Below are 18,992 nucleotides of genomic sequence, written 5' to 3' on the forward strand. Positions count from 1 at the left end.
GGAAATATGGAGTATGCTAAGGTTATAGATTTAATTAAACAGAGAGTAGATATTGTAGCTTTAATAAGTGAGCGTGTTAGATTAGTTAAATCAGGAGCATCTTATAAGGGGCTTTGTCCTTTTCATGCTGAAAGGACCCCTTCTTTTTTTATAACTCCTGCTCAGGGACTTTTTTATTGTTTTGGATGTAGGAAGGGCGGAGATGCCATCAAATTTTTGATGGATATTGAGAAACTTGATTATAATGCTGCTGTTAAGTCTTTGTGCAGTAGGATGGGTATTGTATATGATGATATTAATAAAACCACTGTAGGTAAGAATAAAACTCAGGATAAATCAATAATTTCAAAAATATATGATTTAAATGCTAAGTTGGTTAAGACTTTTGAATTTTTTTTAAATAATAATCAAAAAGTTTTAAATTATATTTTGCAAATGAGAGGGATATCTAAAGAGGTTATTGATTTATTTAATATTGGTTATTTGCAATTCGATATTCCAGGTAAGTTTAATTTTTATAATTTTTTGATTTCGAAAGGATATTCTGATGAAATTTTGAGTAAAAGTGGTTTATTTTCAAAAAAAAAGGGAATATTTTCAATTTTATCTGGAAGATTGATTTTTCCAATCAGAGATTTTAAAGGAAATGTGGTAGGATTTGGAGGTAGATATTTAGGTAGATACAATGGGCCTAAATATATTAATTTAAGTGAAACAGAGGTTTTTAAAAAGAGAGAATTGCTTTATGGATTTTATGAAGGTTTTTCTGTAATTAAGGAAAGTAAATCTGTAATCTTAACAGAAGGGTATATAGATGTTCTTTCCTTTTTTACAGCGGGTGTAAAAATTGCAGTTTCTACACTTGGTACTTCTTTTTCAAGGGAGCATTTTGCTTTAATTAAGAGATATGCAAATAAAATAATCATGTGTTTTGATGATGATGATGCTGGGCTTTTAGCTACCTTTAAGGCTTATCAGATTTGTTTGCCGTTTGATATTGATGTAAGTGTAATTAGGATAAAGTATGGAGTTGATCCTGCAGATGTTTTAAAGAATAAAGGTGCTTTTGCCTTAAAGGATGTAATTAACGATAGTTGTGATGCTTTTGAGTATCTTTTGGAAAAATATTCAGATAAATATGATTTAAGTAAAACAACAGATTTAAATAGTATGGTTGGTATGTTTATAAATTTGATAAGTTTGTCAAGTACTAATACGCAAAGGGATCTTCTTTTGAAAAAGCTTGGGAGTAAGGTGGGTATTAAATTAGAAACCTTAAGAGAAGATTATTATAGTATGAGAGAGAGGAGTGCAATTGCGAGTTATAAGAGGAATGCATATTCTTATGAGATAAATACCTATGAGAGATATTTATTAGTTGCCTTATTGAAAGACTTTAATTATTTTACTATAATAAGGCGTAATATTAGTGATAGTGACTTGTATGACGTTGATGTAAAAAAAATTTTTATGTGCTTTGAATACCTATTTGAGAATAGTGAAAGTTTTTCATTGCTTAATTTAAAAGAATTGCTTAAAGATAATAAGTATAGCGTTAGTGAAGTTTTTTTTGAGAATATGCTAAGAGTAGAGTTTGAAGTGGATGATGAGATGGTTAAACAAATTTTGTTTGCAATTAAAAAAAGGAAAGTGGAGAATCGAATTTTAGTATTTAAAAATATGGGAAAGGATAATGTTTCAATAGATGCTAAGGCTCAAATAAGGGAATTGATGTTTTTAAATATGCAGAGAGAAAACTTGAGGATATATTTGAATGAATAGTATAGAGAATAAAGACTTACAGGTTTTTAAGAAGAAGAATTCAAAAATAATAAAGGCCATCTTAAGTCATTTGGGAGACAAAAAGGTAATTACTTTTGAGGATTTATCTACCTTTTTATCAGGGGATATGTTGGAACCTGACAATATTGATTATATTTATGGAGTCCTTGAGAATGAGGGAATAAGCTTGGTTAATGAAAAGATGGGGTCAGATATTTGTGATATTGATGAATTTGATGAAGCAGATAAACTTGATAGTCAGTGTATGATGTTAGATGATTCTATTCAGAGTGATGATGAAATTGATGATAAATTGGATGAATTTGATGATGAAGTTTTAGACAAAGAAGATTTTAGTTCAGGATATATTAAGAGTGGTTTATTAAAAGATAGTAATTCTGAAGATCCCATAAGGCTTTACTTAAAGGAAATAGGCAAAGAGTTTTTGTTAACTGGGAATCAAGAGGTTGAGCTTGCAAAACAGATGGATTCTGGTGAGAGCATAATTGAGAATATTCTTAAAAATGAAGGACTGGTCATAGAAAATTATTATAATTTAGTTAATGCTATTTATTCAAGAGTAGATAAAGAGGAGTTTTTTAAGAAAGAAAAGGAAAGAGAAAAAGATAATAATTTCGATTATTATAGCAAAAAAAAAAGGATCACTTCTTTTTATAAAGCTTCATTAAGACCATTTCAGGAGCGTTTAATAAAATATATTGAGAGAAAACATAGCTTATATGAACTTGGGGAAGATATTTTTGAAGAGAGTATTACTAGTGAGAGACTTCATATAAAAGAAATGCTTAAATCGGTACCTTTATATCAAGAAGAATTGCGTATTTTTTCAGATGATTACATTGATTCTGCTAGCAAAATAAAGGATTTAAAGAGGCAACAAAAGTCCATATTGGGTAGATTAAAGATAGATAAGATACGCAATCTGAGAATTTTGGGAAGAGACTTAGCTATTCCTGAGAGACGGGAGAGGATAGAAAAATCTTTAAATATACGAGAAGATCTAATTAAAGAGCAAATTACAGAAGCTCAACTTGCTCAAAAAGAACTTGAGAGAATTGAGATGTATTATGAATATCCAATGGATAAGATAATAAGCATGTCAGAGGAAATCCTTAAGGGCAAGCAGATGATGAAGCATGCAAAAGATCAGTTAATTAAGGCTAATTTAAGACTTGTGGTAAGTATTGCTAAAAAGTATGCTAATAGAGGGTTACATTTCTTTGATCTTGTTCAAGAGGGCAATATTGGTTTAATTAAGGCGGTTGAAAAATTTGAGTATAAGCGAGGCTTTAAGTTCTCTACTTATGCTACATGGTGGATTCGTCAAGCAATAACAAGATCAATCTCAGATCAGGCGCGTACCATTCGTGTTCCTGTTCATATGATTGAGCAGATAAATAGGTTGAATAGAGAAACGAGATATTTGGTTCAAGTGTTAGGTAAAGATCCAACAGATGAGGAGTTGTCAGCTAGACTTGGGTGGGAGCTTAAAAAAGTAAAGACTGTAAAGAATGTTTCAAGAGAACCCGTTTCACTTGAAACACCAATTGGAGAAGAAGAAGATTCTGTTCTTAGTGATTTTATTGAAGATAAGGCTATAAAAAATCCAGCAAAGCACACGTCTTTTGTGGTCTTGCAAGATCAAATAAGAGCAGTTCTTGGGACTCTTCCAGAAAGAGAACAGGAAGTTGTTAAGATGAGGTTTGGTCTTGAAGATGGATATTCTTTAACTCTGGAAGAAGTTGGACTGCATTTTAATGTTACAAGAGAGAGAATTAGACAGATTGAGTCTAAGGCTTTAAGGAGACTTAAAAATCCTAAGAAAACCCAAAAACTTAAAGATTATTTAGAAGATTTAAATTGAATAGGAGGCTTTATGGAAAGTAATATTGATGTATTAAAGAATCTTGAAAGCATATATAAAGCTAAATTTGAGCTTGAGGAAAGGCAAAAAAATATTCCTAAATATTTGCAAGCCAAGAAGGCTAAAATTGATGGACTTATTGAAGCTCTTGCTGAATTACAGTTTAAATTTAAGGAATATCAAAAAGAAGATTCATCTTTAAAATTAGATATTCAAGACATTAATGTAAGAAAGGGCAAGGCAGAAGAAAAAATTGATAGCATTAAAACTCAGAGGGAATATGAGGCTCTTGAGAAAGAATTGCAGACAATTATAGATGATGAAGTTGCTATTAGAAAAAAAATGACACATATTACTGGACTTAAGACAAAAGTAGATAGGGAAATAACAGATGTTAAGAGTAAGCTTGAAATTGAGCAGGATATGTATGCTACTGAGAGTAATGATCTTGAGAATGAGCTTTTAGAGATTATAAAAGAGCTTGATTCTATAAGATGTGAAGAGGAAAAATATGCTTTTCGAATGGACGAGGATTTTTTGTTTAAATTTCAAAGAATTATTAGAAATAAATCCAATGGAGTTGTTCCTTTGATTGAAAATGTTTGTAAAGGTTGTCATATGATACTTCCTGTTGAGTTTGCAAATAAGGTAAGGCGTGAACCTGATGATGTTAAATTTTGTCCTTATTGTAGTAGAATACTCTATTATCAAGATAAATTTGAAGTTGGTTTGGAGATGGTTCCTGGTGGTTTAGCAGATCTTATAGAATAATGTTTTTAATTTTGTGTTTTATTTTAATAAGTTGATATCCAGTCATCGCTTGATATGCTATGTTGAAGTATATTAAGAGGAAAGTCCGAGCTCCAATAAGAGCATGATGCTAGGTAATGCCTAGGAGTTGTTAAACTTAAGAGAGTGTCACAGAAAATTACCGCCTTAGGGTAAGGGTGAAAAGGTGAGGTAAGAGCTCACCGCTTATTTAGTAATAAATAGGGTCAAGATAAACCTCATTAGGAGCAAAATCAAATAAGCAAGCTTCCTTAGCTCTTGAGGGTATGCTTGTGGGTAGATTGCATGATTTTTCCAGTGATGGAAAAGCAAGATAGATGATGACATAATACAGAACTCGGCTTATGGATGTCAACTTCTATTTTTTTGTAGAGAGTTTTTATGGGAATCAATTATCTAAAATGTACTTTTTATTTGATTGTAAGTTTGTCACTTTTATTCTTTATTTTTTATATTTTATCTTATTTTAAGACTTTTTCCAATTCTTATTTAAAGGCAGGTCCTACTGAGGTAAATTTACTTGTTCTTTGGGATAATAGGGAATATAAAGAAATAATAGATTATGCTGAAAATGGTCTTAAAAAAAATAAATTTGATTTTAATCTAAATTTGCTTCTTGGGTTTTCATATTTTTATTATTCATTAATGTTGAATGATAGTTACTTAAAAAATCAATTTTTAGACAATGCAATAGAAAGATTACGGTTTTTAATGTCAATTAATGATGATGTCCCTATGAGTTCGCTTTATTATATTTTGGGTAAAGCTTATTCTCATAAGGGTGAGTATTATAGTGATCTTTCTGTTAAGTATTTAAGTAAAGCTTTGTATTCAAGTAGTTTTGACTTTATGAGTGTAAAGGAGGATATTTTTGAATATCTGGGATATTCTTATCAGATTTTAAAAGATTATAATTCTAGCTTAAAGTTTTTTGAAAAAGCTTATAAAGAGAATAAATCTGATCTTGTGCTTTGGAGTTTGGCATATGTGAATTATAAGACAGGTAATGTTGATAAGAGTGTGGAATATATAAATAAATTTTTACAGGAAGGTAATGAATCATTAAAAAATGAAAAAAGTGATGATAATTTAATGCAAAAGGTATATTTATTGTATGGAGATATCTATTTGGAGAGAGATGCTTATGAGGATGCTTTAAATTGCTATGATAAAGTCTTGAAAATTAATAGTTTAAATCCTGATGTTTATGTTAAAATAGGAGACATATATAGAAAAAGAGATAAAGATTATCCTAAGGCTAGAAAATATTGGAGAGAAGCGTTAAGCATTAATCCTTATTTAGAAGAAGCAATAGAGAGACTTAAAATTAGCTTAGAGGATTTTTAGGGGGAGCTTAATTTGAATTTTTTTAAATCTTTTTTGATAGATATTGGTATTGATCTTGGTACATGCAACACTTTAGTTTACATTAAAGATTATGGTGTGGTGATGAGTGAGCCTTCGGTAGTTGCTATTGACGTTAATAAGAATAATAGGGTTGTAGCTGTTGGGCGTAATGCAAAGAAGATGCTTTGGAAAACACCGGAAAATATTAAGGCCGTAAGACCTCTTCGTGATGGTGTTATTGCTGACATTGAAAATACTGAGAAAATGATTAAATATTTTATAAGTCAAATTTTTTCTCGGAAAAAATTGTTTTTTAGACCTAGAATGGTAATAGGAGTACCAACTTGCATTACGGAAGTTGAGAGAAGAGCTGTAAAAGAGAGTGCAATGAATGCTGGTGCTCGTGAAGTTAAGGTTATTGAAGAATCTCTTGCAGCTGCTATTGGCTCTGATATTCCCATTTTTGAACCAACAGGTCATATGGTGTGTGATATTGGAGGGGGGACTACTGAAATATCGGTAATTTCTCTTGGTGGTATGGTAGTAAGTAGAGCTATTAGAACGGGTGGTGATGAGTTTGATGAGAGTATCATCAAGTATATGAGAAATGCTCATAACATTATTATTGGGCAACAAACATCAGAAAAATTGAAAATTAAGATAGGTAATGTTTATCCAGATACTCATAATTTGAAGGTAGAGACAATAGATATTAAAGGAACAGATGCTGTTACGGGTCTTCCTAGAAAGCAAATTATTGATTCTATGGAAGTTCGAGAGTCTTTGCAAGAACCTATAGGTATTGTTGTTGATGAGGTTAAGAGAACGCTTGGAGCAACTCCCCCAGAACTTGCAACAGATATTGTTGAGCGTGGAATCATATTAACGGGAGGTGGAGCTCTTCTTAAAGGACTCAGTAGGCTTTTATCAAAAGAGACGGGAGTTCCAGTTTACGTTGCAGATAATCCTCTCTTATCTGTAGCTGTTGGAGCGGGTTTATTTTATGATTATGCTAATAGAATAGATATTAGTAAAAATATATATAGTTTTATTAATGAATAGATATGAAGTTTCTTGTTAATTTCAAGAATTTTATTAAGGTACTTAGTGTATTAATATTTGCTATCATTCTTATGCTATATGATTCAAGTGCTTCTAAGAGTAATAAAAGAGACGATTTTTTTATTTTTACTTTAAATTCATATATTCAACGAAATGTGCATGAGTTTTTTAATTTTATTTCTAGTATTTTTAAGGCGATAAATGAATATAAAGATTATGGTGAGACAATAGAAGTTTATAAGAAAAGAATACAGCAACTTGAGATAGTAATTCAGAATGTGCAAGTGTTAAGGCAGGAAAATGCCAGGCTTAAAGAACAGCTTGGATTTTATTCGGTACATTCTAATGATTTTATTTCAGCTGAAATAATTTACTTAAATTATGCAAATGTTTCATCTTTAATGGCTATTAATAAAGGCTATAATGATGGTGTTCAAAAAGATATGATAGCTGTTGCTTATCAGGATGGGTTTAGTGGTCTTGTTGGCAAAGTTGTGAAGGTTTATGCGGATACTGCTAGAGTTTTGCCTTTAACCAGTTATGAAAATTTTGTCTCTGCAAGAATTCAAAATAGCAAGTTCATTGGTCTAGTTGAAGGTAAGGGATATGGTGAAGTTCTTGAGATGAATTATGTTAATAAATTAGCTGAAAATACTTTAAAGATTGGAGACTCGGTTGTTACTGCTGGATTTAGTGATTATCCTAGTGGAATTTATATAGGAAAAATTATTCATTTTGATGTTCTTGAATATAATTCTCTTTTGAGTATTAAAATAGAACCTGTAATAGTTTTAGATAAGTTAGAATATGTTTTTTTAATTAAGGGTAATCAGAGGATAGAAAAGTGATATCTTTTATACTCTATTATATCTTTAGTATATTTTTGGGACAAGTTTTTCAATATTATTGTGATATCAATTTTTCTTTTTCACTAGATATATTTTTAATTATTTTAATTTTTAATTCTCTAAACTTTGTTTTTAATATAGGTTTAATTTCAAGTATTTTACATGGTTTTATTATGGAATATTTCAATGGTTTGCCACTTGGATTTTTTGTTTTTAGTTATGTTTTGATATTTTATCTTCTTGAAAAAGTTAAGTTGATTGTTCCAAAGAGCATGTTTAGTATAACAATATTTTTTATTTTTTCAAAATTTGTTATTTGGTTTGTAGCAATGACTTTTGCAGATTTTATTGATCTTAAAGGATTCAATTATTTGATATTTGATTTTAATATTGTTATAAATATAGTGTTTTTAAATTTTTTGTATCCAATTTTAAATTATTGTACGAGAGATCTTTATACTATTAAAGAGGAATATTGAAATGAAGGTTATTTTGAAGGGCCGATATATGTTTGGCCTGTTGCTTCTATTTTTTGTTTTTTTTTCTTATCTTTTCACTTTATTTAAAATGCAGATTGGAAAACACTTGTTTTATGATAGAGAAGCAACAGTCCTTTTATCTAGAGTTGAAAAAATCAAGGCTTCACGAGGTGAAATTTTAGATTCAAACTTTAATGTTCTTGCAAATAATCTTACAGCATTTGTTTTAAAGATTAGTTTGGAACAATATTATGGCATGTCTCTTAAGGATAGGGACGAAATGTTAGATTTTTTATCAAGTATTTTAGGTATTGAAAGAGAACTTATTCTCTCTAAAATTGAGGCTCCTAGAGGATATTTGAAGGATGTAGAAATAGTTGAACTTAGTCCAGAAATGTTGTTTAGAGTTGCTGAGAAGAGAAGTTATTATCCTGCATTTTTATGGACATATTCTTTTAAAAGGAATTATTTGGTAGATGATTCTTGTTCTCATCCTATTGGGTATGTTGGTAGGATTAATCAAAGAGAACTTCGTTCTTTTTATAATGTTAAAGGCTATGATAATAATTCTACAATAGGAAAATTAGGCATTGAACAAATTTATGATAGTTATATCAGAGGTAAGGAAGGTTTAATTAAATATAGGGTAGATTCTAAAGAGAGAAAAATGGATAGTGGTTCTATTATAGAGAATATGACCCCTGGGAATAATATTGTTTTAAATATTAATAAGGATATTCAACTGCTTGCTAAGAACACTTTAGGTAAAAGGTATGGAACTGTGGTAGTGTTAAAACCTTCAACAGGCGGTGTGTTAGCACTACATAATTATCCTTACTATTCAATGAATGATGTTTATAATAAGTATTCTAAGGAAGATTATTCTTTTCTAAATAGGGCAATACAATCAGTTTATCCCCCTGCATCTGTTTTTAAATTGGTTTTGACCACAGCGTTATTAGAAGAGAAGGTTCTTGATAGGGCTAAAAAAATTTATTGTCCGGGATATTTTAGAGTAGGCAATAGAGTGTTTCATTGTTGGCAACGAGGTGGTCATGGTTATGTCGATTTGGAACATGCTGTTGCTCATTCATGTAATGTTTATTTTTATATATTGGGACTTAAGTATCTTGGTGTTGAGAAAATTTTTAAGTATGCAAAAGAGTATGGATTTGGTGAAAAAACCGGAATTGATTTGCCAAATGAGGTTTCAGGCCTTCTTCCAAGTCCTGAGTGGAAGGAAAAAATTTTTAATCAACCTTGGGTAGGTGGCGATACTGTCAATTTTTCAATAGGCCAAGGTTTTTTAAATGCTACCCCTATGCAGATTGCCAATATGATAGCTATGATTGCAAATGAAGGTGTGATTTATAAACCAAGGATTGTTAATAGGATTTTAAATGGGAGTACTAATGAAGTTATTCTTGAAAATGTTCCTGAAGTTCTTAAGAAAACAGATATTATTAGTCGAAATACTTTTAAGTTTTTGAAAAAATATATGAGAAATGTTATAACTTATGGTACTGCTAGAAATTCAGTTCTTACAAAAGCTGTTGTGGTTGTAGGAAAGACTGGTACAGGTCAAACTGGTGTTACTGGACTTGAGAATAGTTCTTTTGTTGCTCTTGCTCCTTATAATGCTTCACCTAGTGAACAAATTGTTATTTTTAGTTTGGTTGAAGGAAGAAGTAATACAGATAATATGTGGTCTGCTAAATCTATAGATTTAATGATGCAAGGGATTTTTGCTAATCAGAGTTATGAGGATATTCTTAAAGAGTATAGACCATGGTATATTAGGTAAAGTAAATGGCTGTTTTTAGAAAAAGTTATGATAGTTTAACATTATTTAATTTGGTAATGATATCGTTTATTGGTGTTTTGCTTATATATTCTAGTGATTATACTTCTAATGGTTCTTTGATTAAGATTGAGTATATCAAACAAATTGTATGGGTTCTTGGTGGATTTTGTGTAATTTTTATAATAGGAAAATATGATCTTAAGATTATACATAGTATGATCTATCCTTTGTATTTTTTATTGGTTGCTTCTTTGGTTTTTACTGCGCTTTTTGGTGTTACTGTTAATGGAGCTAGATCTTGGATTGGAATTTGGAAATTAGGTGGACAACCATCAGAGTTTGGTAAAATTATTAGTATTTTGACCCTTGCTAAGTTCTATAGTAGTAGGAATGAATATCATAATTTTTTTGTTTTTATTTTTGCTTTTATTTTAATTGTTCCTGTTATTTTATTTGTGTTTTTACAGCCTGATTTTGGTACTGCTGTAGTTTACTTGAATATGTTTATATTTGTTTCCTTTTTTGCTGGTATAGATATACATTATATTTTGTATTTTGCATTAACAGGATTTTTTTCATTTCTTTTTGTGGTATTGCCTGTTTGGTATGAATACAAGGCAGATATGGGAAATGTATTGTATTTGATTTTTTCTAATAATTTTTATTTTCAATTAGCTTTTTTAGTATTAATTTTGGTGTTTTTGTCTTCTGCTATAGGTTTTTTTGTTTCAAAGTATAATTTCAGTATTAGACTTATTTATTTTTATATATTATTTATGAGTTCAATTTTACTAATTGCTGCTTTTTTTTCTAAATTTTTGTCAAAGTTCATGAAACCTTACCAAATTAAAAGATTTTTGGTTTTCTTAGATCCAAATATTGATCTTAAAGGGGCTGGTTGGAATTTAAATCAAGTAAAAATTGCTATTGGTTCTGGAGGTATGTTCGGTAAAGGATTTTTAAAAGGTCCTTATACTCATGCAAATTATGTTCCATCTCAGAGTACAGATTTTATTTTTTCAATTCTTGCTGAAGAATTTGGCTTTTTGGGAGTTAGTGTAGTTTTGATTTTATTTTTTCTTATTTTTTTTAGGATTTTAATAATAATGAATAAAAGTAAAGATAAATATATGTCTTTGGTACTTGCTGGTGTATTGGGTCTTTTATTTTTTCATACCTCTTTTAATATTGGTATGTCTTTAGGTCTCTTGCCAATTACAGGCATTCCTTTGCCTTTTTTATCTTATGGTGGTTCATCTACTATTACTTTCTTTTTGGCTATGGCTCTTTATTTTAATATTGAGTCTATAGTCACTATGGATTAAAAAATTTTATTGCGTTTTTTGTTTTGTCTGTTTTTTTACTAAATTTTTTTGTATATTGTATTGATAAGATTTATTGTTTATCTATAACTGTGGTTAGTGGTTAAATTTATTATGATATTCTAATTTAGAATCTTAGAGTTTGTAAGGTGTTATTATGAATGAAAAATTAGATAAAGAGGATGTTCTTTATAAAAAAAGACATTCGATTGCACATGTTATGGCAGAAGCTGTAATTGAGTTATTTCCAAATACTAAGATTGCTATAGGCCCTCCGATTAAAGATGGTTTTTATTATGATTTTGATTTTGACAAACATATTACAGAAGATGATCTTTTGTTAATAGAACAAAAGATGAGAGAGATTTTAAATACAGGTAGTTCTTTTGTAAAGGAAGTGATAACTAAAGAACAGGCTTTAATGCTTTTCAAAGATGAACCTTATAAAATTGATTTAATTCAAGAGCTTGATATTTCAGATGAGATTTCAATATATAAAAGTCATAATTTTACTGATCTTTGTAAAGGTCCCCATATTGATAATATGGGAAAAATTGATTCAAAGGCATTTAAGTTAATTAGTATTGCAGGTGCTTATTGGCGTGGCGATGAGAAAAATAAGATGCTTACTCGTATTTATGGGACTTTATGGAACAATGAAAAGGACTTAAGAGCATATCTTAAATTGCGAGAAGAGATAAAGAAGCGAGATCATAGAAAACTTGGTCGAGAACTTGATTTGTTTTCTGTTCATGAATCAATAGGACCTGGTCTTATATTTTTTCATCCAAATGGTTCTAGAATAAGAGCTTTAATAGAAGATTTTTGGAGAGAAGAGCATTTTAAGAATGGTTATGATATACTTTTTACGCCTCATGTTGGTAAATCTTGGCTTTGGGAAACTTCTGGGCATTTAGATTTTTATAAAGAAAGCATGTTTGAGAAAATGGAGATGGATAAGAGTAATTATTATGTTAAGCCTATGAATTGTCCATTTCATATTGCGATTTATAATACCGGTAGGCATTCTTATAGAAATTTGCCATTTAGGTGGGCTGAACTTGGTACGGTTTATCGTTATGAAAAGATAGGTGCTCTTCATGGTACTATGCGTGTTAGGGGATTTACTCAAGATGATGCACACATCATATGTACTTATGATCAAGTTGAGTTTGAGATCCAGGAGGTTTTAAGATTTGCTCTTTATATGTGGAATAAATTTGGATTTACTGATTTAAAAGCATATCTCTCTACAAAGCCGGAAAAATTTGTAGGGGATGAGGATGATTGGATAATGTCTGTAAAAGTTTTAGAGGAAGCTTTGATTAATTTAGGTATTGATTATGATATTGATGAGGGAGGTGGAGCTTTTTATGGACCTAAGATTGATCTTAAAATAATAGATTCTCTTGGGAGAGAATGGCAGATGAGTACAATTCAATTTGATTTTAATCTTCCTGCAAGATTTAAAATGACTTATACAGCAGAAGATGGTAAGGAGAGACAACCTTTTATGATTCATAGGGCTCTTCTTGGTTCTATTGAAAGATTTTTTGGAATTTTGGTAGAACATTATGGAGGTGCATTTCCTGTGTGGTTGGCACCTCTTCAAGTTGTAATTATTCCTGTAAACAATATTGTAGAAGAGTATGCGTTGGAGGTATTGTCTCGTTTTAAAAATGAAGGAATTAGAATAAAACTAGATAATGATTGTAATATGAGAATGAGTGCAAAAATTAGACAATATCAATCCCAAAAAGTTCCTTATATGTTTATTGTGGGAGAAAAAGAGGTAGTAGAGGGAAAGATTTCGATTAGAACCAGGACAAATGAGCAGATTAATGGACTTGAGCTGAAAGAAGCACTTGAATTTGTGAAATTAAAGATATCTAGTAAGGAGATTTTGTAGTTTGAATAGCAAAAGTATAATGAGTCCGAATAAAATAACTTTTTTTAGAATTATATTATCTTTTGTTATTTTATTTATATTATGTTTTGAAAATCTTTGGAATTCTTATTTATTTTTAATTCTGATTTGGTTTTTAATTATTTTTAATGAAATAACAGATGTTATTGATGGGTATATTGCTAGAAAGTATAGTTTGGTTAGTAATGTAGGCAAGATTTTAGATCCTTATGCAGATGTGTTGCAACATTTAACATATTTTGCCTTTTTCTTTTATAAAGGGATTACACCATATTATTTTTTTATGATATTTATATACCGTGAACTTTCTGTTGGTGTTGTTAGGAATTTAATTATTCAGTTTGATATAGTCCAACAAGCTAAATTTTTGGGTAAAATAAAGTCGTTATTTTATGCTATTGCAACATTTGCTAGTCTTTTTTTTTATAGTTTAAACAAGTTGAGAATTACTACATTGATTGAGAATTTTATTAGTTCAATTTTAAATCTAGATTTTAGTTTTTCTTTTATTGTTGGAATGATATATGCTATGTCTGCCTTTCTAACTGTAATATCGTTAATTGATTATGTTGTGATATTTTTGTATCTTAGCAAGTATGAGAAGTAATGTATTATTAATATTTATTTGGTTACTAATTGGTTTTTATTCTCATGCTCAGTTAAAGCAAATGTTAACGGAAGTTAAGCCTTTAAGTATTTCAAGTGGAAAGGGGAGTATTTATCTAAAAGTTAGTAAGTCTTCTAACTATATCTTAACTTTTGATGTTTCTTCAGGTTCAGATTTTGTTTATATGGTATATGACATTTTTAATAAAAAATATATCACAGATAAGATAAGAAAAAAAGATATCAAGCTTAAATTGAATAAGGATATTCTTTATGCTGTGATTTATGTCACATCTGAGGATGTAAATATTAATTTTGTCCTTACTGATTTAGATTTGTCGATAATAAGTGATAGCTCTTTAGGAGCTAAAATATCTGGTATAAAGAAAAAAAATAAAACTTTTTTATTAAAAAATTTGCCAAACTTTCAATTAGGTTCGAATCTTAAAAGATATATTTTAAGGACTTATAATCGCAGTATTTATCTTGCTTATCAGATAGAAGGTGATGATGATATTAAGGTGTCTTCATTTATTGAGAATATTGGTTGGTTTGATATAAGTACTGCTGTTAATGATAATATTACTGATATTGCGTGTTTTGATTTTGCAATTAATTCTAAAGGAGAATTATATGTTGTATTTACGACTAAGAATACCAGTTATTTTTCTAGCGAACTTATAGTCAAGAAATTTAATGGTCGAAAGTGGATTGATATTAGTCCTAAATTTAGGGATAATGTTGGATTTTTGGTAAATATTGGCATTGATAATAGAGATAATTTGTATGTAGCTTACTTAAGGAAAATTGGCAGTGAGTATAAAGTAAATTTTGTTGCGAATAAAGGATATAGTAATATTTGGAATAGTGTCATGGATTCTTATTTGTCTAAAGGCAATGCTGATGTTGATGATGTTTCAAGTATTGGTATTATTTCTGAGCCTTTTCTGGGGATTTTTTATAATTATAAAGTAAATGATTATGTTAATTCTGAGTTTATTATTGATAGTGGTAAAACTTGGGGCAATGCAAATATTCAGTCTGCAAATGTAGCAAATTCTGTCAAAATTCTTTTTAATTCTAAATCTGACCAAGTTGTTTTAAGTTATATAACAAAGGATAGACCTATTGTGAGTGTATCTACATTGCAATATGATAAGTGGCAAAATATAAGTCCAAATATTAAGATTGATGGAGTAACTAGTGATATTTTAAGTTATAGGAATGATTTGTTTTTAACTTTTGAAGATGGTAATGATATCAGGCTTATTTATTTTGATGATAATACTTGGTATTTTTTTAATGAATCTGAAATTTTTCAAAAATCTGTTTGTAAGCCCCAGTTTTCAAAATATCAGGATAAAGGGTTTATATTGTCATATTTGAGCTTAGATTTTAAGGTTTTATACTTTAGCTTGATTAGCTAGTATTAGTTCAAAATAGGATTTTTTTTCGATATTGTTTTGTAATTTGAATTCTTTTATTGTTTTGTAAATTTCTGTCTTGGCAAGACTTAATTCATTCTTATCATAAATTATTTTTTCGATTTCTAAAAAAAAACCAAGATTTTCAATTTCATTAATTTCTATGTTTAAATTTTCTTTTTTATAAATTAAACTTTTTTTGATTTTTTTGTATAAAAATTTAAAATTCATTTCTTCTAGAAAAGATATAAAATTGTTGATTTGGTCTACCTTAAATTCGATTTCCTTGTTTATTTCTATGTCATTTTCTAAAGATTTAATTTTAAAGGTTACAATTTCTTCTGAAGTGTTAAATTTTCTTATTCTAATTATTTTTTTTGTATTACAGTAGTAAGTATCATCTTTTATTTCTTCTTTGATAAATTTGAATTTTTGATTAGCCAATTTTAAAATTTCTTTAAGTTCATTTTTGGGAATAAAAGCTTTCAATTCAATTTCAAACATGTATTAAAAATAATAAAATTATGGTAGTATTTCAATGGCCTATAAATTTGATGATGATATCTTATATGTTTTGTTATATTTTATTTGTTTATGTTGAAATTTAAGTTTAGTGATAGGTTTTTTCTTTTCAGTTATTTTATTTTGATTATGTTCCTAGGCTCTTTATTGTTGTCATTGCCTATTGCTTGGAATGGTGAGAAAAAATTAGAGTACATAGATGTTTTGTTTACATCTGTATCTGCTGTTAGTATTACGGGACTTGTTACCGTTAAGATAGAAAATTTTTCTACTTTTGGTTTTATCATCATAATGTTATTGATTCAGTTTGGGGGGCTTGGTTTTATAACAATTGCTACTTTTTATTTGCTTATTCCTAAGCGTAAGTTGAATTTAACCGATGCTCGGATAATTAAACAATATTCTCTTTCAAATATTGAGTATAATCCTGTAAAGATTTTGAAAAGTATACTTTTTGTAACTTTTTTAATTGAATTAATCGGAGTATTGTTAATATTAGTGTGTTTTAAACTTCGAGGTGTTAATATTTCATTACTTGAAGTTTTATTTACAACAATTTCAGCTTTTTGTAATGCAGGATTTTCTATGCATTCTGATAGTATTTATGCGTGGCGTGATGTTCCTGAGGCAATAGTTGTTATTGCTGTTTTGATTATTTGTGGAGGACTTGGGTTTATGGTATATCGTGATATTACAAATACTATTAAATATCGGAAAAAGTTGTCTCTTCATGCTAAAATTGTTTTTTTACTGAGTTTCTTTTTGATTATTTTAGGTACAATTTTATTTTTTTTCTCAGAAATGCATAAACTTAAGGAAGGTTTTTCACTTGGAACTCTCATATTTAATTCAATATTTTATTCAATAAGCACAAGGACCGCTGGTTTTAATTATCTTGACAATTCTCTTATCACAAGTAGAACCCAAATGCTTTCGTTGCCATTCATGTTCATTGGTGGTGCTCCAGGTTCAACTGCTGGTGGGATTAAGATTACTACCTTTTTTTTAATTATTCTTGCGGTAATAAAATCTCAGGATGGTAATGGTTATATTATTGGTTCTTATAAAGTTTCAATTGATAGCATAAGATTTGCACTTTTATTTTTTGTAAGGGCTGTTTTTATTTTGTGCTTTTCATTTTTTGTTCTTCTTGCTTCTGAGAGTGGTGGAAAGTGGAGAGTTATTGATTTGGGATATGAAGTTTTTTCTGCCTTTGGTACTGTTGGTTTGTCAGTTGGTGTTACACAGGATTTGTCATTTTTAGGTAAAGTAATTATAATTTTTACTATGTTTGCAGGTCGGATAGGACTTTTTTCTATGGCAATTTTTGTTTCACGAAGATCTCGTTTTGAAGAATTTACAAGACCAAGACAAGACATTTTGGTGGGTTAGGAAAGAGTGAAAACGTTTGTTATTATTGGTCTTAGCAATTTAGGGATTCATGTTCTTGAAAATTTAAGTAAACTTGATTGCCAAATTATTATTGTTGACACTTCAAAGGAATTGGTTGAGGAATATGATGTTATTTCTACAGAAAGCTTTATTTTGGACCAATTTACTAAAAATACTTTGAAAAAAGTTATACCTGTAGATACTGATGCTGTTATTATTGATTTTGATAATGATCTTGGTAAGAGTGCTCTTGTTACTCATTATTGTAATCTTTTAGGTGTTAAAGAGATATGTGTTAAAACTGAAGATAGGGATGATGCTGAGATATTAAAAACTCTTGGTGCTACAAAAATTATATTTCCAAGTAAGGATGCTGCAAGAAGGTTAACACCACTATTAGTATCGCCTAATCTTTCGACGTACAGTATTGTTGGTCATGATATCATTGTTGCTGAGACTATTATTCCTAAAGAGTATGTAGGAAAAACTCTTCTTGAGGCTGATTTGAGAAGGGAGAAGGGCATTACTGTTATTGCTGTTAGAAATTTAAGCAATTCTAGGTATGAGTTTGTAGATGGTGATTATTTTTTCTTAAAGGATGATAAAATTGTAATTTGTGGCAAGCCTGATAAAATTGAAAATTTTACAAATAATAAGGATTTAATTAAAGACTTAATATCAGTTTCTAAATCAGAGGATGCTTCTTATACGGAAAATTCCAAGAAATTAGGATTTTTAAGGTTTTTTAATTTCATGAAAAAGTTTAGTAAAGATAGGAAAAATGATTAATAGGATTTTGAGATGACTAAGATTATTCCTGTTGCAAGTGGAAAGGGAGGTGTTGGAAAAACATCTTTTGTTGCTAATATTGGTTATAAACTTGCATGTTTAGGTAAAACTGTAATACTTGTTGATCTTGACCTTGGTGGGTCTAATTTGCATACTTGTTTAGGGGTTAAGAATACTGGTGTTGGAATAGGTTCTTTTATTAATAAGCGTGAAAAAGATTTTTCAAGTTTAATTATTAAAACGTCTTATAAAAAGCTTTATCTGATTCCAGGAGATGCTCTTTATACGGGAACAGCCAATATTCCTTTTTCTATAAAAAAAAGAATAATAGACTCGATTCAAAGAGATCTTGTTGCTGATTTTGTTTTTATAGATTTAGGTTCAGGTACATCTTATAATACAGTGGATTTTTATTTATCAGCTTACAGTGGTATAATCGTTACTGTTCCAGAGACTCCTTCCATACTTAACGCTTATTCTTTTTTGAAAAATGCACTGTATCGGCTTTTATATCTGGGGTTTCCCCCAAAGAGCGCTGAACGTGAATATATTAGTAATTTTTTTAAAAATAAAATAGAAGGTACAAACGTTAAGTTTAAAGATTTAGTTACAGGAATTGAAGTTATATCTTTAAGTTCATCACTTAAGATAAAAAAGATGATGAACAGTTTTTATCCTAGAGTTGTACTAAATAGGATAGAATCTAGTGAAGAAATAGCTATGTGTGAAAATTTAATCAATGTTGTTAAAAATAATATTAATGTACCAGTAGAATTTATTGGTTTTATTCCGTTTGCAAAGAGTTTTAGAGAATCTGTTAATAATAGAATTCCTTTTATTGATTTTGATAAAAATTCAAAGCTCAATAAGTATTTTGAGTTTATTGCAGGTAATTTAATTAAGTCTCCTGTTGAAGGTTCACCTTATATTTATGATGATATATACGATATGATTAAGGATCAAAGTCAATTTATTAGGAATTAATTGAATTATAATAATACTTATTATGGAGGG

Annotated in this window: 16 protein-coding genes and 1 other RNA gene; 16 read left to right on the forward strand and 1 reads right to left on the reverse strand. The window is 29.2% G+C overall.

The genetic code is table 11. The features are described 5' to 3' along the window. Positions 1–6 precede the first annotated feature (6 nt). The 13 genes from dnaG (at position 7) to bpuSUM_RS03650 (ending at position 15,278) form a co-directional block, all read left to right on the forward strand. A complete protein-coding gene (dnaG, locus tag bpuSUM_RS03590; RefSeq protein ID WP_247065898.1) occupies positions 7–1,782 on the forward strand; it encodes a DNA primase in 1,776 nt (591 codons plus the stop codon). After that, a complete protein-coding gene (gene rpoD / locus bpuSUM_RS03595) occupies positions 1,775–3,667 on the forward strand; it encodes an RNA polymerase sigma factor RpoD (protein WP_247065900.1) in 1,893 nt (630 codons plus the stop codon). Before dnaG ends, rpoD begins: the two co-directional genes overlap by 8 nt. Before the next feature lie 12 nt (positions 3,668–3,679). After that, complete coding sequence (locus tag bpuSUM_RS03600) at positions 3,680–4,438, forward strand: zinc ribbon domain-containing protein (RefSeq protein ID WP_247065902.1); 759 nt, start codon at positions 3,680–3,682, stop codon at positions 4,436–4,438. Between the two features lie 29 nt (positions 4,439–4,467). Beyond that, positions 4,468–4,817: RNase P RNA component class A (gene rnpB / locus bpuSUM_RS03605), an RNA gene on the forward strand. Between the two features lie 20 nt (positions 4,818–4,837). After that, on the forward strand, positions 4,838–5,803 hold the full coding sequence (locus bpuSUM_RS03610; protein ID WP_247065904.1) for a tetratricopeptide repeat protein: 966 nt from the start codon (positions 4,838–4,840) through the stop codon (positions 5,801–5,803). A gap of 12 nt (positions 5,804–5,815) precedes the next feature. Continuing rightward, positions 5,816–6,865 carry a rod shape-determining protein gene (locus bpuSUM_RS03615; protein ID WP_247065906.1) on the forward strand — a complete coding sequence of 350 codons (1,050 nt, stop codon included), beginning with the start codon at positions 5,816–5,818 and terminating at the stop codon, positions 6,863–6,865. 2 nt (positions 6,866–6,867) lie between these two features. Continuing rightward, complete coding sequence (gene mreC, locus bpuSUM_RS03620; RefSeq protein ID WP_247065908.1) at positions 6,868–7,713, forward strand: rod shape-determining protein MreC; 846 nt, start codon at positions 6,868–6,870, stop codon at positions 7,711–7,713. Then, the gene (locus tag bpuSUM_RS03625) at positions 7,710–8,192 is read left to right on the forward strand and encodes a rod shape-determining protein MreD (RefSeq protein WP_247065910.1); all 483 of its coding nucleotides are present in this window, start codon (positions 7,710–7,712) and stop codon (positions 8,190–8,192) included. The genes mreC and bpuSUM_RS03625 overlap by 4 nt, the downstream gene beginning before the upstream one ends. A 1-nt stretch (position 8,193) precedes the next feature. Further along, positions 8,194–9,996, forward strand: a complete 1,803-nt coding sequence (gene mrdA, locus bpuSUM_RS03630; protein WP_247065912.1) for a penicillin-binding protein 2 — start codon at positions 8,194–8,196, stop codon at positions 9,994–9,996. A gap of 5 nt (positions 9,997–10,001) precedes the next feature. Further along, positions 10,002–11,321, forward strand: coding sequence for a rod shape-determining protein RodA (gene rodA / locus bpuSUM_RS03635; protein WP_247065915.1), 1,320 nt, complete (start codon positions 10,002–10,004; stop codon positions 11,319–11,321). Positions 11,322–11,475: 154 nt separating this feature from the next. Further along, a complete protein-coding gene (thrS, locus tag bpuSUM_RS03640; protein ID WP_247065917.1) occupies positions 11,476–13,227 on the forward strand; it encodes a threonine--tRNA ligase in 1,752 nt (583 codons plus the stop codon). A 19-nt stretch (positions 13,228–13,246) separates the two neighbouring features. Then, positions 13,247–13,852, forward strand: coding sequence for a CDP-diacylglycerol--glycerol-3-phosphate 3-phosphatidyltransferase (pgsA, locus tag bpuSUM_RS03645; protein WP_247066329.1), 606 nt, complete (start codon positions 13,247–13,249; stop codon positions 13,850–13,852). Then, entirely contained in the window at positions 13,842–15,278 is a 1,437-nt protein-coding gene (locus bpuSUM_RS03650; protein WP_247065919.1) for a hypothetical protein, read from the forward strand. Before pgsA ends, bpuSUM_RS03650 begins: the two co-directional genes overlap by 11 nt. Here the strand turns inward: bpuSUM_RS03650 and cyaB are convergent. Then, complete coding sequence (gene cyaB, locus bpuSUM_RS03655; RefSeq protein WP_247065920.1) at positions 15,255–15,779, reverse strand: class IV adenylate cyclase; 525 nt, start codon at positions 15,777–15,779, stop codon at positions 15,255–15,257. The two genes, bpuSUM_RS03650 and cyaB, sit on opposite strands and share 24 nt — an antisense overlap. Before the next feature lie 90 nt (positions 15,780–15,869). Between cyaB and bpuSUM_RS03660 the strand changes: the two genes are divergently transcribed. Genes bpuSUM_RS03660 through bpuSUM_RS03670 form a run of 3 tightly spaced genes read left to right on the forward strand, consistent with a single transcriptional unit; the run spans position 15,870 to position 18,962 of the window. Continuing rightward, on the forward strand, positions 15,870–17,189 hold the full coding sequence (locus bpuSUM_RS03660) for a TrkH family potassium uptake protein (protein ID WP_247065922.1): 1,320 nt from the start codon (positions 15,870–15,872) through the stop codon (positions 17,187–17,189). A gap of 6 nt (positions 17,190–17,195) precedes the next feature. Further along, positions 17,196–17,978: a potassium channel family protein gene (locus bpuSUM_RS03665; protein WP_011772659.1), complete on the forward strand. Its 783-nt coding sequence runs from the start codon at positions 17,196–17,198 to the stop codon at positions 17,976–17,978. A 12-nt stretch (positions 17,979–17,990) separates the two neighbouring features. Beyond that, positions 17,991–18,962 carry a nucleotide-binding protein gene (locus bpuSUM_RS03670; protein ID WP_247065924.1) on the forward strand — a complete coding sequence of 324 codons (972 nt, stop codon included), beginning with the start codon at positions 17,991–17,993 and terminating at the stop codon, positions 18,960–18,962. The last annotated feature ends 30 nt before the right edge of the window (positions 18,963–18,992 follow it).

Source organism: Borrelia puertoricensis, from assembly GCF_023035875.1.
GTDB lineage: Bacteria > Spirochaetota > Spirochaetia > Borreliales > Borreliaceae > Borrelia > Borrelia puertoricensis.